This is a genomic window from Ruegeria sp. C12 (genome assembly GCF_056537745.1).
On record NZ_JBQFSA010000009.1, the window covers coordinates 17,838 to 31,271 of the forward strand.

18 protein-coding genes are annotated in these 13,434 nt (G+C 59.4%); 7 read left to right on the top strand and 11 right to left on the bottom strand.

Annotation, left to right across the window (positions count from 1 at the left end; all coding sequences use genetic code 11):
* The first annotated feature begins 220 nt into the window (after positions 1-220).
* The 5 genes from ACR0C9_RS17180 to ACR0C9_RS17200 all read left to right on the top strand — a co-directional run bounded on the left by ACR0C9_RS17180 (position 221) and on the right by ACR0C9_RS17200 (position 4,272).
* A complete protein-coding gene (locus ACR0C9_RS17180; protein WP_170454629.1) occupies positions 221-511 on the top strand; it encodes a hypothetical protein in 291 nt (96 codons plus the stop codon).
* 33 nt (positions 512-544) lie between these two features.
* Positions 545-1,087, top strand: coding sequence for a hypothetical protein (locus ACR0C9_RS17185; protein WP_480781558.1), 543 nt, complete (start codon positions 545-547; stop codon positions 1,085-1,087).
* Positions 1,088-1,322: 235 nt separating this feature from the next.
* Entirely contained in the window at positions 1,323-3,014 is a 1,692-nt protein-coding gene (locus tag ACR0C9_RS17190; protein WP_170454631.1) for an acyl-CoA dehydrogenase family protein, read from the top strand.
* Between the two features lie 205 nt (positions 3,015-3,219).
* Positions 3,220-3,774 (top strand): hypothetical protein, encoded by a 555-nt coding sequence (locus tag ACR0C9_RS17195; RefSeq protein ID WP_170454633.1) that lies wholly within the window; start codon positions 3,220-3,222, stop codon positions 3,772-3,774.
* A gap of 105 nt (positions 3,775-3,879) precedes the next feature.
* Positions 3,880-4,272 (top strand): META domain-containing protein, encoded by a 393-nt coding sequence (locus ACR0C9_RS17200; RefSeq protein WP_170454635.1) that lies wholly within the window; start codon positions 3,880-3,882, stop codon positions 4,270-4,272.
* On the opposite strand, the gene recO is transcribed toward ACR0C9_RS17200, so the two are convergent.
* Complete coding sequence (gene recO / locus ACR0C9_RS17205) at positions 4,256-4,981, bottom strand: DNA repair protein RecO (RefSeq protein ID WP_170454637.1); 726 nt, start codon at positions 4,979-4,981, stop codon at positions 4,256-4,258. The genes ACR0C9_RS17200 and recO overlap by 17 nt on opposite strands.
* A 179-nt stretch (positions 4,982-5,160) precedes the next feature.
* Between recO and ACR0C9_RS17210 the strand changes: the two genes are divergently transcribed.
* Positions 5,161-5,550: a VOC family protein gene (locus ACR0C9_RS17210; protein WP_170454639.1), complete on the top strand. Its 390-nt coding sequence runs from the start codon at positions 5,161-5,163 to the stop codon at positions 5,548-5,550.
* Between the two features lie 9 nt (positions 5,551-5,559).
* Here ACR0C9_RS17210 and ACR0C9_RS17215 read toward each other — a convergent pair whose 3' ends face one another.
* The 3 genes from ACR0C9_RS17215 to era all read right to left on the bottom strand — a co-directional run bounded on the left by ACR0C9_RS17215 (position 5,560) and on the right by era (position 7,228).
* Entirely contained in the window at positions 5,560-5,883 is a 324-nt protein-coding gene (locus ACR0C9_RS17215; protein ID WP_170454640.1) for a SemiSWEET transporter, read from the bottom strand.
* A 110-nt stretch (positions 5,884-5,993) separates the two neighbouring features.
* A complete protein-coding gene (locus ACR0C9_RS17220) occupies positions 5,994-6,323 on the bottom strand; it encodes a DUF1491 family protein (protein WP_480781559.1) in 330 nt (109 codons plus the stop codon).
* The gene (era, locus tag ACR0C9_RS17225) at positions 6,320-7,228 is read right to left on the bottom strand and encodes a GTPase Era (protein WP_170520306.1); all 909 of its coding nucleotides are present in this window, start codon (positions 7,226-7,228) and stop codon (positions 6,320-6,322) included. The genes ACR0C9_RS17220 and era overlap by 4 nt, the downstream gene beginning before the upstream one ends.
* Before the next feature lie 158 nt (positions 7,229-7,386).
* Here era and ACR0C9_RS17230 point away from each other — a divergent pair, with 158 nt between their 5' ends.
* Entirely contained in the window at positions 7,387-8,763 is a 1,377-nt protein-coding gene (locus ACR0C9_RS17230; RefSeq protein ID WP_480781560.1) for a multicopper oxidase family protein, read from the top strand.
* Positions 8,764-8,881: 118 nt separating this feature from the next.
* Here ACR0C9_RS17230 and rnc read toward each other — a convergent pair whose 3' ends face one another.
* Genes rnc through ACR0C9_RS17265 form a run of 7 tightly spaced genes read right to left on the bottom strand, consistent with a single transcriptional unit; the run spans position 8,882 to position 13,418 of the window.
* Positions 8,882-9,562, bottom strand: a complete 681-nt coding sequence (rnc, locus tag ACR0C9_RS17235) for a ribonuclease III (protein ID WP_480781645.1) — start codon at positions 9,560-9,562, stop codon at positions 8,882-8,884.
* Positions 9,559-10,398 (bottom strand): signal peptidase I, encoded by an 840-nt coding sequence (lepB, locus tag ACR0C9_RS17240; RefSeq protein ID WP_480781561.1) that lies wholly within the window; start codon positions 10,396-10,398, stop codon positions 9,559-9,561. The genes rnc and lepB overlap by 4 nt, the downstream gene beginning before the upstream one ends.
* Positions 10,399-10,429: 31 nt before the next feature.
* On the bottom strand, positions 10,430-10,873 hold the full coding sequence (gene acpS, locus ACR0C9_RS17245; protein ID WP_170454649.1) for a holo-ACP synthase: 444 nt from the start codon (positions 10,871-10,873) through the stop codon (positions 10,430-10,432).
* Positions 10,870-11,361 (bottom strand): hypothetical protein, encoded by a 492-nt coding sequence (locus tag ACR0C9_RS17250; protein WP_170624239.1) that lies wholly within the window; start codon positions 11,359-11,361, stop codon positions 10,870-10,872. Before ACR0C9_RS17250 ends, acpS begins: the two co-directional genes overlap by 4 nt.
* A complete protein-coding gene (locus tag ACR0C9_RS17255; protein WP_170454652.1) occupies positions 11,361-11,984 on the bottom strand; it encodes a LysE family translocator in 624 nt (207 codons plus the stop codon). The genes ACR0C9_RS17250 and ACR0C9_RS17255 overlap by 1 nt, the downstream gene beginning before the upstream one ends.
* Positions 11,981-12,727 (bottom strand): pyridoxine 5'-phosphate synthase, encoded by a 747-nt coding sequence (locus ACR0C9_RS17260; protein ID WP_170454654.1) that lies wholly within the window; start codon positions 12,725-12,727, stop codon positions 11,981-11,983. Before ACR0C9_RS17260 ends, ACR0C9_RS17255 begins: the two co-directional genes overlap by 4 nt.
* Positions 12,720-13,418 carry a DUF2062 domain-containing protein gene (locus ACR0C9_RS17265; RefSeq protein WP_170454657.1) on the bottom strand — a complete coding sequence of 233 codons (699 nt, stop codon included), beginning with the start codon at positions 13,416-13,418 and terminating at the stop codon, positions 12,720-12,722. Before ACR0C9_RS17265 ends, ACR0C9_RS17260 begins: the two co-directional genes overlap by 8 nt.
* Positions 13,419-13,434: the final 16 nt, after the last annotated feature.

The following is a 13,434-nucleotide window of genomic DNA, read 5'->3' on the forward strand; positions in this document are numbered from 1 at the left end:
AAAGACCCGGCGCATTTGCACCGGGCCGAAACTTAAAAGACCTTTGGGTTGCCTAAGCCAGCACACTCACCTCGGCAAATTGGGCAACCTAATCAGACTGGTAGTCTACTGGCATGGGGATGAGTGTCAATATGGGACTTGCTGACATATCTCGCGATCAGCGTGTTCTGAACCGTCGTGACTGGACGGCGTTTGGCACGGACAAAGACAGGTAAGAATTATGACCGAAATCTCGAAACTGACCGAACTGCGCAAGCTGATGCAAAGCATGGAGCGAACGCTGGGGCTGGAAAAGCTATCCCCGGTTGAGCGTGACATCTACTACGCCGCCGAGGAACTTTCCAAGGCCGATCAGGAGGTTCGCACCTTTGGTCTGATCGAACACACATTGGTTCAGAGCGTCTCGCGCCCGACATTTTTCCGCGCGCTGAAATCTCTGGTCGAAAAAGGCTATCTGTCGCAAAGCGGCAATGCCAACCGGGGACGTTATATCGTACATGCGCCCAGATAAGCTGGGCCTTGGGCGCATCGGTGGCTAGTTCCGGTGCGCAAGTGGGCCTCTGAAACCTTCTTTGCCTCTTTGGCCTATGTGGTCGCGTCGTTCCTCACCTTCGAGGTTCTGATGCCGCTTCAGAACATGTTCTTTCCGGAATACCCAAGCCGGGCCAGCCTGCTGTTCCTGCCCCATGGCGTGCGCGTGCTTTCCGCCTGGCTGTTGGGCTGGCGCGCGATCTTTGCTCTGCTGCCCGGCGTTTTTCTGGTCTTCGCCTTTCTGGGGGGAACGGATGTTTTCCTGCCCAGCCGCCTGATGGCGATGGCAATCGCTGTCACGACCGTTCCGTTCGTCTTCTACCTGCTGAAATGGGCCGGATGGGACCTGTTCCCACGCTCCGACAAAAAGCCCTGCTGGATTTGCGTGATGGGCGTTGGGATCGTCACATCTTTTTTGGTCTCGGGCCTGACCAATCTGGCCTTTGGCAGCGCGACGGTCGAGTATATCGCCTTTTTGATCGGCGACATCTCGGGTCTGTTCTTCCTGATGCTCGGGCTCTATTTCGCCTTCCGCTTTGCCGACAAACGGCGCTGAGGCGCTGTCATCGCCAGACGGTTGACGCGCCCGGGCCTGCGACAAATACCCCCAATTTGACCCCGGCCCGGCCCTGTGGAAATCAACGGATTTGCCGCTAATTCCCCCAATGAACCCATTCTGCACCGCAAAACGATCGGGAAATTTTCGAACTTTATCGCCACGTAATACGTATTTTTGTTGCGCTGCATGTGCAAAATGATATGACCAGACGACCCAGAAAAGGACACGATTCATGGCCCATGACGGACAGGATATGACCCAGATGACCACACACGCGATTTTGCCCGATCTTCTGACCTTGACCCGGCAGGCCGTCCCGGCTGTCGAAGCCGTTTTCGAGAAGGCGCGCAATTCGGTTCGCGAGATGGTGACATCCGACGGTCGCGTGTCCGGCGCCCTGATCGAAGCCAACCAAACGGCCGCTCACGGTCTGGCCTGGCTGGCCACCTACTATCAGTCGTTGAAGCAGATGCAGCGCTGGGCCGAAGCGTTGGACGCAGACGGCAAATTTGGCGAAATCGAGCAATTGCTGCACCAGATCGCCTTTGGGGAATACCTGCATCAGGTCGCTGGCGGCATCCCAATGAACCAGGGCGAGCTTGTGCGCCTGCAGGATCTGGGCCTTGGCTGGGACGCGCTGTCCAGCTTCCAAAGTTCCGAAATTCAAATTCTGATGGCGCAGGCCAACTCGCAGGCCGCTCGGACGCGGCTGGTCGAGTTGATGGAGGCGCAAGCCGGTTCTGCCATGTTCGGAGCTTCGGGCCTTGATGAAGAGCTTGAAATGATCCGTGACCAGTTCCGCCGTTACGCGGTCGAAAAGGTCGAGCCCAACGCCCATGACTGGCACCTCAAGGACGAATTGATCCCGATGGAAATCATCGAGGAACTGGCCGAAATGGGCGTGTTCGGTCTGACCATCCCCGAAGAGTTCGGCGGCTTCGGTCTGTCCAAAGCTTCGATGTGCGTCGTGTCCGAGGAACTGTCGCGCGGCTATATCGGCGTCGGCTCGTTGGGTACCCGGTCCGAGATCGCGGCCGAGTTGATCCTGGCGGGCGGTACGGATGAGCAAAAGGCCAACTGGCTGCCTAAACTGGCCAGCGCCGAGATTCTGCCCACCGCTGTCTTCACGGAACCAAACACCGGCTCGGATCTGGGCAGCCTGCGCACCCGCGCGGTCAAGAATGCCGACGGTGACTACGAGATCACCGGCAACAAGACCTGGATCACCCATGCGGCCCGCACCCATGTCATGACCCTGCTGGCACGCACCGATCCTGACACCACCGATCACCGTGGCCTGTCCATGTTCCTGGCCGAGAAAACCCCCGGCACGGATGACGCCCCCTTCCCCACCCCCGGCATGACCGGCGGCGAGATCGAGGTGCTGGGCTATCGCGGCATGAAGGAATACGAGCTGGGCTTTGACGGCTTCAAGGTCAAGGGTGAAAACCTGCTGGGCGGCGAAGAGGGCAAAGGCTTCAAACAGCTGATGGAGACGTTTGAATCGGCCCGCATCCAGACCGCTGCCCGCGCCATTGGCGTGGCCCAAAGCGCGCTGGATATCGCCATGCAATACGCGCAGGATCGCAAACAGTTTAGCAAATCGCTGATCAACTTCCCGCGCGTGTCGGGCAAGCTGGCGATGATGGCGGTCGAGATCATGATCGCGCGCCAACTGACCTATTTCTCGGCATGGGAAAAGGATCATGGTCACCGCTGCGATCTTGAGGCGGGCATGGCCAAACTGCTGGGCGCGCGCGTCGCCTGGGCTGCTGCCGACAATGGGCTGCAAATCCACGGCGGCAACGGCTTTGCACTGGAATACAAGATCAGCCGCGTCCTATGCGACGCACGCATTCTGAATATTTTCGAGGGAGCTGCCGAAATTCAGGCACAGGTCATCGCACGACGTCTGCTCGGCTGACCGAATTCGGCACTCCTGTTTCCCCAACTGACCCGGCCTTTGCGCCGGGTCTTTTTCTTTCGTTGACCGTTTTGCCTGGATCCAGGGTGCCGCGCCGATGGGAATTGGATGTGATCCGCCGAGGTCGGAACTTCCCCTTTGAAATTGACCCGAAACCCGGTTAGAGCGCCCCGACGACCCTCAAGACGGTTTACAGGCACCCGAAATGACCAGACGACTTTTTTTGCTTTTGGCGACCTTGGTATCCTTTGCCTTGGCGGGGTGCGCAAAGACCGTGCCAATCGCCAGCCAGACCGATGTCGATGCGCTGGCACAGGCCATTCAGTCCCTTGGACCAAATGTCGATCCGGTCGAGGCGCGTACGGCGGCGCAGATTTCCTACAGCTACTCTCGGCAACTGGCGCAAGAGTGGAACGTCACCGACCCTGCGATCATTCACAACGCAAAGATCATTAACGGCCTTCGCGAAAAGGGCCTGTGCAATGACTGGGCACAGGCCATGACCACACGGTTGCGGCAGGAGAATTTCCGGACGCTGGACTTGCACTGGGCCACATCCCCACCGACAGAGTTTCGGATCATCCACCATTCGGCCCTGATCAGCGCCAAGGGGGATTCGATGTATGACGGCCTGATCCTGGACCCCTGGCGCCAAAGCGGCGCATTGTTCTGGGCGCCCGTCCGAGAGGACACAAGATACAACTGGCGTCCACGGCTGGAGGTGCGAGAGCAATTGCTGAGCGGCGAACTGGCGTTCTAGCATCGCCCTTCTCGCCTGTCGCACAAGCGCTCGCAACGGCTTGACCAGCCGAAACGAAGCGGCCTAAACGCGTATTGCAAAGGCTCGTGACCGAAGGAGGTTGCAATGATCCGCTATGCCTTGATCCTGCCGCTGATGGGGCTGTTTCAATGCCAACAGGACGAAACGGTGGCTGCCTATGGCGCAGACGGTCAGACCTGGAAGTTGCAAGAGATCGATGGTCAGCCCTATTCCGCCAACGCTCTGCTACAGTTCCCGGAAGAGGGGCGGATCGCAGGACAGGCCCCCTGCAACAGCTATCAGGGCAGCCTGAACGCGCCATACCCGTGGTTCGAGGTTCAGGACCTGAGCGCCACACGCGCCGCCTGCCCCGAGCTTGAGCAGGAAGGCATGTACTTTGCCGCCCTGCTGACCATGACCCAATCCGAAGTGTCCGGCGATGTTCTGATCCTGCGCAACGACGACGGGCACGAGATGGTGTTCACAGCCGCCGAGTAAGCTGATCCACAAACCTTGCCCGCGCTTCGGGCAATGGTGTGTGCCCCAAGGCCGGGGCCACGCGGTGGTGCAAGAAATACCCTGTCGTTTTCAAGGCATCGACAATCTCGGTATCCGGTGCGGCCCCCTCGCCGCGCAGGCAAGGCGGCAGCGGCAACAACCGGTCCGCCCAGTCACCCGCCCCTGCCGCGCTAACCGCCCGCCCGGTCTTGGGCGAGACAAAGACCAACCCCTCGGAGGATCCGGTCACAGCACAGGTGGTCAGGTCCAGCCCAAACCCCAACTCCTCAAGCAATGCCACCTCCCACCGCAGATAAGCAAGCGGCCAGATGTCGTCCTGCCCCAGAAGGTCCATAAGCTGTTCTGTCTGCTTGTAGATAGCGGGATGCGGCTCGCGTTCAGGCAGGCAGAAGGAAAGCAGCGCGACCACCGCATTCAGACCCGCTAATGCCAGCCGCCCCGAAAACGCCGCCGCCGCGCGGGATCGCAGCGGTTCGACCTGAAATGTGCCGATATGCTCTTCCAACCGAGCCCGCCACAGCACGTCCAACTGCGCGCCCGGCTGAAGGATCGGGGCGATCTTGCGGCTGGTGCCGCCGCGTACCACCCCTGCGTGGCGTCCGTGGGCTTCGGTAAAGACCTCAATAATTGCGGCGGTTTCACCGTGGCGGCGAGAGGTCAGAAGTATGCCGTGATCGCGCCAGTCCACGTTTGGCCTCGTTAGGTTATCAGATATGTGTGCAGGAAATCTCAACGCTGTTACAGGTTCAAGATAGAAACGGATCAGGGTGGTTTTACAGGCCTCCAAAAACACGTTGCGTGAAACCTGTTAACGCAGTAATGTTCCCTTATTATTCCCTTTATGTTCTCAACGTAAGGATTCAGCAGATGTCCCTTAACTACGTCATGATCGGCTCAAACGATGTCGAAAAAGCCCGTAGCTATTACGACGCGGTTGTGCCCAAAATCGGCGGCAAGGTCATCGCTGAATATATGCCGCACGCGGTCTGCTACGAACTGCGGGGCGGTGGGTCCATGTGGGTCGCGACGCCATTTGACAAAGAGGCGGCGACAGTCGGAAACGGAAACATGGTTGGTCTGCTGTGCGAAAGCAAAGCGGAAGTGGGCGAGGCGCATGCGGCGGCGCTTGCCAATGGGGGATCGAACGAAGGTGATCCGGGCGACCGGCCTCAGTATGGCCCTAACTTCTATGCCGGTTACGCGCGCGACCCGGACGGGAACAAAATGAGCTTTGTCTATTTTGGCGATGCAGGCTGAACGCCCGCCTCAGAAGGTCATACCCGCGTGGATCAGAATGCCGATCACCATCAGAAGGTTCAGCACCATCGAAATCCCGTTGCCCACATAGATGGGCAGTTTGCCGACGACCAACCCATAGGCAAACCACAGAAACGACAGCGCAGCATAAAGGGACCAGGACAACAGGGACTGGCCGGTCGCGTGCTGCGAGTGGGTGAAATAGAGTTTGATTAACTGCGGAAGCGTGGCAAAAGGACCAACGACCCCGATGAAAACCATGAACCCCTCGAACCGCTGCATCCAGTGACCGAGCTCGGATTTTTCCAGTTTCTCCGCAAGCGTTTCAGCCAAGCAAACACCTCATTGTCTTGCGCTATTCCAAAATCAGGCCAGTTTTCCCAACCACATCCTGCATCAAAATAGTCGCTTTGAGCGGCGCGTAAAAGACCCAACTGCCAAGCTTATTCCAACCCCTCTTCCCCGAGCAAATGCCGTCCCTGCCGATCTTCTACCTCGATCACCCAGAGGTCCGGATCAAAGCGGCGTTGGCGTTGGATGGCGTCGTCAACGTCGCTTTCGGGACCAGAGGAGAGTTCAATCCACTTCCGCTCACCGCTCATCAGGTCAAAGCTGCGCTGGAACGCGATGGCTTGACCGTCCAGCGTGTTCAGTTTGACCAGTACTGCCCCGGCGGTGTTGTCTCCATGGGCGACGACAAAGGCCGGGATTTCCTGAAAGCGCAGCCGTGCCAGATAGGCGTGGACCCAGAACTCGGCTGTCAGGCGGGTCATGCGTTGCCGTCTTTGAAATCCAGACCCATTTCCGAATAGCGCTCGGATTCCTCAAGCCAATTGGGTCGGACTTTGACCTGCAGGAACAGGTGGATTTTGCGGTCGAGGAACTCTTCCAGTTCCGCCCGTGCGGCCTGACTGACGGCCTTGATGGTCTCGCCACGTTTGCCCAGAACAATCCCTTTGTGACCGTCGCGCATGACGTAGATGACCTGATCAATCTTGGCCGAGCCATCCTTGCGCTCTTCCCAGTTCTCGGTCTCGACGGTCAACTGATATGGCAACTCCTGATGCAGGCGCAGGGTCAGCTTCTCGCGCGTCATCTCGGCAGCGATCATGCGCAGGGGCAGATCGGCGATCTGATCTTCAGGATACAGCCACGGGCCTTCGGGCAGTTCCGAGGCGAGCCATTTGCGCAGATCGTCAACCCCGTGACCCTTTTCAGCGGAAATCATGAAGGTTTCGGCAAACGGGAAGCGTGCGTTCAGGTCGCTGGTCAGCGCCAGCAGCTTCTCGGATGGCACCTTGTCGATCTTGTTGATCGCCAGCGCAACAGTGCGTCCCTGTTCGATCTCTTCCAGCCCCTCTAGGATACGCTCGACCCCTTCGGTGATCCCACGATGGGCCTCGACCATCAACACAACGACATCGGCATCCGCAGCCCCGCCCCACGCAGCGGCGACCATGGCGCGGTCCAGACGGCGGCGGGGTTTGAACAGGCCCGGCGTGTCGACAAAAACCAGTTGCGCGTCGCCCTCCATCGCCACGCCGCGAATGCGCGCGCGGGTGGTCTGCACCTTATGCGTCACGATCGAAACCTTGGCCCCGACCATACGATTCAGGAGGGTGGATTTGCCTGCGTTGGGCTCTCCGATCAGGGCGATAAATCCGGCACGTGTGGTCATGTCTCTGGCGATCCTGTTTGCAAGTGCGCACCCCTATAGCAGAATGGCGACGCGGGCCAGAGGGATTTGTCGCATTGCGGCCATGCGTTTGCGGTGACACCTTCGGATCACGCCGCGCCAGATCCAGCCAGGCATCCCCATTTTCAAAGAGGCAAGACATGAAACGTCGTGAGTTTCTAATCGGCAGCGCAGCCGCTGCGGGCGCGGTGGGTCTGGGTGGTTTCGGACGCGCGTCAGGTGCTGAGGAACTGGTTATTCAACCGGCCAGTTTTACCCTGCGCGATCAGATCACAACCGGCATGGTCAGCGTGTCACCCGATGCGCCGCCCCCGGTGCTGTATGGCAAACAGGGTGAAGTGATGCGGCTGCCTGTGCGCAACACGCTGCCCGATTACACCGCGATGCATTGGCACGGGTTGCGTATCCCGAACGGGATGGACGGGGTGCCCTATCTGACCCAGATGCCGATTGGGCCGAATGAGGTGTTTGAGTATGAATTCACCCCACCGGATGCGGGCACATACTGGTACCACCCGCATTGCATGACGATGGAGCAGATGGCCCATGGCCTGACCGGCGTCATGGTGATTGCCGAGGCGGAAGACCCGGGTTTTGACAGCGAACAGGTTATCAACCTGCGGGATTTTCGGCTGGATGATGACGATCAGTTTCTGCCGGCTTATACCGCGCGCGGGGCGGCCCGCGCCGGGACGTTCGGAAATGTGCCGACGGCGAACTGGCTGACGGAACCTGTCTACGATCACGTGGCGGGCGGGCTGGTGCGGTTGCGGGTTCTCAATTCCGATACCACCCGCATCTACAAGCTGCACCTGACCGGGACCGAGGCGCGGATCATTGCCTGGGACGGACATCCGGTTGAGGTCAACCTGCCGATGCCCAGTGCCGAGAAACCCTTGTTGGTTGGTCCGGGTCAGAGGGTCGATTTTGCCGTTTCGATGCCGGATGGTGAGGGGCAAACCGTTGATCTGATGGCAAAACTGCCGGGAAGCCCGCCACGCCCCATGGCCAGACTGCGCGCCATCGGTAAATCGGTTGCGCGGGATTTGCGGGACTTGCGCCCCCTGCCCGCCAATCCGCTTGCCAAACCAGACCTGACGCGGGCTGAAGCGCATGAGTTCGTCTTTGGCTGGACGCCCGAGGGTGGGACGCCGAATAACGGGTTCTGCGGATCACTGGGTTACAATTTCTGGTCGATCAACCGAACGCCGTGGCCGGGCGACGCGACGCAGGATGTGGGGCCTCTGGCCACTTTGGAATTGGGCAAAAGCTATGTTCTGCGGCTGCGCAATGAATCGCCCAATCTGCATCCGATCCACCTGCACGGGCTGGCCTTTGTGCCGATCACGTCGAACCAGCGCAAATTACCGCCTCTGATGACAGACACGATGTTGTTGCTGAAGGATGAGGTGGTCGAGATCGCGCTGGTTGCGGATAATCCCGGCGACTGGGCGTTTCATTGCCATGTGATCGAGCATCAGAAAACCGGGCTGACCGGGTTTATCCGGGTTGTTTGAGGGTCGAATTGGCTGCGCCAATCCGACCGGAAGGGGGCCAGCCCCCTCGCCCGGATTTCATCCGGGCTCACCCCCGAGATATTTTTGGCCAGATGAAGAGCGGATCCGGGTTTGGCCGTTATTTTGGCAGATCGTTGAGCAGAGCTTTGGCCGCGGCTTGTTCAGCCTGACGTTTTGACCCGGCGGTGGCTTGTGCCTCGGTCCCGTCCTGCAGGCGGGCGGCGATGGTGAAGACCGGCGCGTGATCGGGGCCGCTGCGTTTGATTTCGACATAGGATGGGGGCTTTTGACCCCGTGCCTGAGCCCATTCCTGAAGCGAGGTTTTGGCGTCGCGGGCGTCGGCCTCGACCGTGTGGATACGATCCCCCCAAAGCGCGAGGATCACATCGCGTGCGGCTTCGAAACCGGCGTCGCGGTAGATGGCAGCGATCACCGCCTCCATCGCGTCGCCCAGAAGGGCCTGTTTGCGACGACCACCTGACAGCATTTCGGATCGACCCAGTTTCAGGACCGCGCCCAAATCGATCTGGCGGGCAACATCGGCACAGGCCTCTTTGCGGACCAACGCGTTGAAGCGGGGGGCCAGTTGGCCTTCGGTGGCCTTCTTGTCGGCCTCAAGCAGCGCCGTTGCCATCACAAGACCCAAAACCCGGTCACCGAGGAATTCGAGCCGTTGGTTATCCGGTCGCGTGGTCGAGGAGACCGAGCCATGGGTCAGCGCGCGCAACAGCAGTTCGGGGTTGGTGAATTCGTACCCCAAACGCTGCTGGAACGCCTTTATCTCGGCCGATAGCTTCAATTGACCGCCTTGAAGAAGCGATCGCCGCGCCATGTCCAGAAGAACAGCATGGACCGGCCTGCGGACGAGAACATGATCCGGTCGGCACGACCAATCAGGTTTTCGTAAGGCACATAACCGACGCCACCGGCGGATTGCGGCAAGCGACTGTCGCTGGAGTTATCGCGGTTGTCACCCATGAAGAAATAATGACCCTCGGGCACCGTATAGATGCCGGTATTGTCAGACCCCTGATTGCCGATATTCAGAACGTCGTAGGATACGCCATTGGGCAGAGTTTCGATCAACCGGGTTTTTTCACAGGTGCCGCCGATCCCGACAGGGCCGTTTTCGCAGCGCGGGCGCAGGCGTTGCGGGCCCTGCGGTTCGGCGATTTCGGTGAACACGCCGTCGGGCTGCTGCGAAACCGGGGTACCGTTCAGGATGATCTGCCCCTGACGCACCTGGATGCGGTCGCCGGGCAGGCCGATCAGACGTTTGATATAGTCACGACCCGTGACCGGGTGGCGGAAGACGATGACATCGCCACGGTCTGGCTCGCCCGCCCAGATGCGGCTGTTGTCGTCGCCTTGCATCCAGCCACACAGATCCTCGGCATCGATGTTCAGGCCAACGCTTGGGATGATCAGGCTGGGGCAGGACGCATAGGAGTAGCCATAGGCCATCTTGTTGACGAACAGGAAATCCCCGATCAGAAGGGTCTGCTTCATCGAGCCGGACGGAATCCAGAAGGGCTGAAAGAACAGGGTGCGGAAGACGCCCGCGATCAGCAGGGCGTAGACGATGGTTTTGATCGTTTCCCACACGGCGTTACCTGATTTGGCTTCCTCGGCCATACTGCTCTCCGGTCTTTTGGATTGTTGGGTGCTACATGCGGGTCGGTTGGGGGTGAGTCAAGGCTGCGTCCGGGTCTGTGACGACACGTGCCTCGATCACCACAAAGGCTTGGGCCCAAGGATGATCATCCGTCAGGGTGACATGGATGATGGCCTCGTGCCCTTCGGGGGTCATTTCCTTGAGGCGCTCGGCCGCCCAGCCGGTCACGTGCATCACAGGCTGGCCGGTTTTCAGATTGGTGACGGCCATATCCTTCCACGCGATCCCCATGCGCAATCCGGTGCCCAACGCCTTGGAGCATGCCTCTTTCGCGGCCCAGCGTTTGGCGTAGGTTCCGGCGGTGTCATGGCGGCGCTCGGCCTTGCGCTGTTCGATCTCGGTGAAGACGCGGTTGCGAAACCGGTCGCCGAAGCGGTCGAGCGTGCCCTGAATGCGGTCGATATTCGCGAGGTCTGTGCCGATGCCGAGGATCATTGGCTTGTCTTTTCCATTTTCAGAAAGGTCGAATATCCTCGCTTAACTCCGAAAACGAAAGCATAGCGGCACAGCAAAAATGAAACGATAATACAAAGCGCCAACTCGGCACCTGCTATCAGGGCCGTGTTGCTCAGAACGTTGATATCTGAAGGGCCATCGAAAACGAGTGCGAAAGTTATCAGCACCGCCACCGCCGCCAAAGTTGTGAGAACCATCTGACGGGCGATGATCCAACTTTTGTAGCTATCGCCAAGAGGCTTGCCGCGAATACCTTTGTCCATTCCGTAGGACGTGGCAGCCAAAAACATCGCCAGTCCCAGTGGAAGGGTTGCGAATGGCCATTCGAATTCGAACCACCACTTTATTAGATACAGTCCAATCAGATCGACGAAGACGAAGCACAAAAAGCCGAGACGGTTCAAGCCAACATCTTCGTGAGATTTGAAGAGCGTTTTCAATGGGCTTGCTGTCTCGTGTAGTTTCATCACGACAACCGTACCGTCAAAATCTTGTAACTCGCCACCCCGAAGAACCCGGCAAAGGCGAAATCAAACCAGCGGCGGGCGCGGCGGTAGGTGCGGACCATACGCTCGGACGAGAACAGGAAGGCGTAGCCGATGAAGATCAGCAGTGAGCCTGCGTAGAGCATAGCGAAATAACCCAACAGCATCGCAAGGCTGGCGTCGTTCGGCGCGACGATGGCGTAGATCGATCCCCAGCTGACGATTGCCTTCGGGTTCGTCAGGTGGATCGCCGCTCCTTTTGCAAAGATCGTCGGCAGAGACCCTGTGACCGGATTGCCCAGCGCCACCTCGTCGGAAGTCATCGCCCGGCGCAGGGCCTTGAGGGCCAGCCAGCCCAGATAGGCAACACCGATATAACGGATCACTTCAAACGCCCAGACATTGGCCAGCATGATCGCCGACAGGCCCAGCGCGGCGGCAATGCCCCAGGCAGCAGAGCCCGCGCAGATGCCCAGCGCAAAGACCAGACCGGCGCGGCGGCCTTCGTTCATGGCGGTTCCGGCGATGCCCATGGTCGCCGGGCCCGGAGAGCCTCCGGCCATCAGCCAGGCCAACCAGATGGCTATGAAGCCAGGCGTGATCACGCCCGCGCCTCGTCCATCAGGCGGCGCATTTCGGTAATAGCAGGAGACAGGCCCAGAAAGATCGACTCGCCGATCAGGAAATGGCCGATATTCAACTCGCGCACCTCGGGGAAGGCCGCGACCGGTTGTACCGTGTCGTAGGTCAGGCCATGGCCCGCGTGAACCTCAAGGCCCAGCGAATGGGCGAAGGTGGACATCTGGCGCAGGGCCTCCAGCTCGCGGGCGGCGTCTTCCATGCGACCTTCGGCATGGGCATCGCAATAGGCGCCGGTGTGCAGTTCGATCACCTCGGCCCCGATGCGGTGAGCAGCCTCGATCTGGCGCTGATCGGCAGCGATGAAGATCGAGACACGGCAGCCGACATCGCGAAGAGGGGCGATGAAATGGGCCAGCTTGTTTTCCTCGCGCGCGACTTCAAGCCCGCCTTCGGTGGTGCGTTCCTCGCGCTTTTCGGGAACGATGCAAACGGCATGAGGTTTGTGGCGCAGGGCGATTTTCTGCATTTCGTCCGTCGCGGCCATTTCGAAATTCAAAGGCACCGACAGAACCTCCATCAGCCCGTCGATATCAGCATCCGAGATATGACGGCGGTCTTCGCGCAAATGGGCGGTGATGCCATCGGCCCCGGCCTCTTCGGCCAGTTTGGCGGCGCGCAGCGGGTCGGGATAGGCCCCGCCACGCGCGTTGCGCACGGTGGCCACGTGGTCGATATTTACACCAAGACGCAAGTGGTTGTCAGACATCACGCGATTCCTTTTTCACGGTTTGACCCGAACCTAGAGCCTTTTGCACGGAAACGTCAGGCTTTGCTTCGGCCAGACGTTTGATTTCTTCAAACTTCGCCTTGATTTTGGCGCGTCGGCGATTCTGATAGCTGCGGATCAGGGGCAGGCTCAGATAGCCACAGATCAGCCCAGCCAGAATGCCGGGCAGGACACCACCGATCATGTAGGGATAGAAAACCTCGCGGTAGAAAACGCTCAGACCGTGCCAGTCGGCAATGCGGTCGGTGAACATCGCGAGGAAATTGTTCTTGAGGTCCCCCATCGCGTCGGCAAATTTGCCCATCAGGCCGCGGGTTTCGCTTTTTTCGAATTCGGTGCCCAGCAGGAAATGCCCCGTCTGCAGGCAGATCACACCGATCGGAACATAGGTTAGCGGGTTGCCGAAGAACGTGCCGCTTAGGGCGGCCAGTATGTTGCCGTTGATCAGCCGGGCACCAATGGCAGCTACGACGAAATGCAGGCCGTAAAACGGTGTGAAGGCTGCAAAAACGCCTGCTGCGATGCCACGTGCAATACGTTCAGGCGAGTCCGGCAGGCGACGGACGCGGTGTTTGACATAATGAAACGCGCGTGTCCAACCGCCACGCGGATAGACAAATTCCGATGCGATCTGGACAGGCGAGCGTCGATCTCGGCGCTTGAAAACCACTCCTGATCACCCCTTC

Bases quoted from the DNA above. Each gene is read 5' to 3' on its own strand.
- ACR0C9_RS17180 (WP_170454629.1), top strand. From the start codon at position 221: ATGACCGAAATCTCGAAACTGACCGAACTGCGCAAGCTGATGCAAAGC.
- ACR0C9_RS17190 (WP_170454631.1), top strand. From the start codon at position 1,323: ATGGCCCATGACGGACAGGATATGACCCAGATGACCACACACGCGATT.
- ACR0C9_RS17195 (WP_170454633.1), top strand. From the start codon at position 3,220: ATGACCAGACGACTTTTTTTGCTTTTGGCGACCTTGGTATCCTTTGCC.
- ACR0C9_RS17200 (WP_170454635.1), top strand. From the start codon at position 3,880: ATGATCCGCTATGCCTTGATCCTGCCGCTGATGGGGCTGTTTCAATGC.
- ACR0C9_RS17210 (WP_170454639.1), top strand. From the start codon at position 5,161: ATGTCCCTTAACTACGTCATGATCGGCTCAAACGATGTCGAAAAAGCC.
- ACR0C9_RS17220 (WP_480781559.1), bottom strand. From the start codon at position 6,323: ATGACCCGCCTGACAGCCGAGTTCTGGGTCCACGCCTATCTGGCACGG.
- era (WP_170520306.1), bottom strand. From the start codon at position 7,228: ATGACCACACGTGCCGGATTTATCGCCCTGATCGGAGAGCCCAACGCA.
- ACR0C9_RS17230 (WP_480781560.1), top strand. From the start codon at position 7,387: ATGAAACGTCGTGAGTTTCTAATCGGCAGCGCAGCCGCTGCGGGCGCG.
- lepB (WP_480781561.1), bottom strand. From the start codon at position 10,398: ATGGCCGAGGAAGCCAAATCAGGTAACGCCGTGTGGGAAACGATCAAA.
- acpS (WP_170454649.1), bottom strand. From the start codon at position 10,873: ATGATCCTCGGCATCGGCACAGACCTCGCGAATATCGACCGCATTCAG.
- ACR0C9_RS17250 (WP_170624239.1), bottom strand. From the start codon at position 11,361: ATGAAACTACACGAGACAGCAAGCCCATTGAAAACGCTCTTCAAATCT.
- ACR0C9_RS17260 (WP_170454654.1), bottom strand. From the start codon at position 12,727: ATGTCTGACAACCACTTGCGTCTTGGTGTAAATATCGACCACGTGGCC.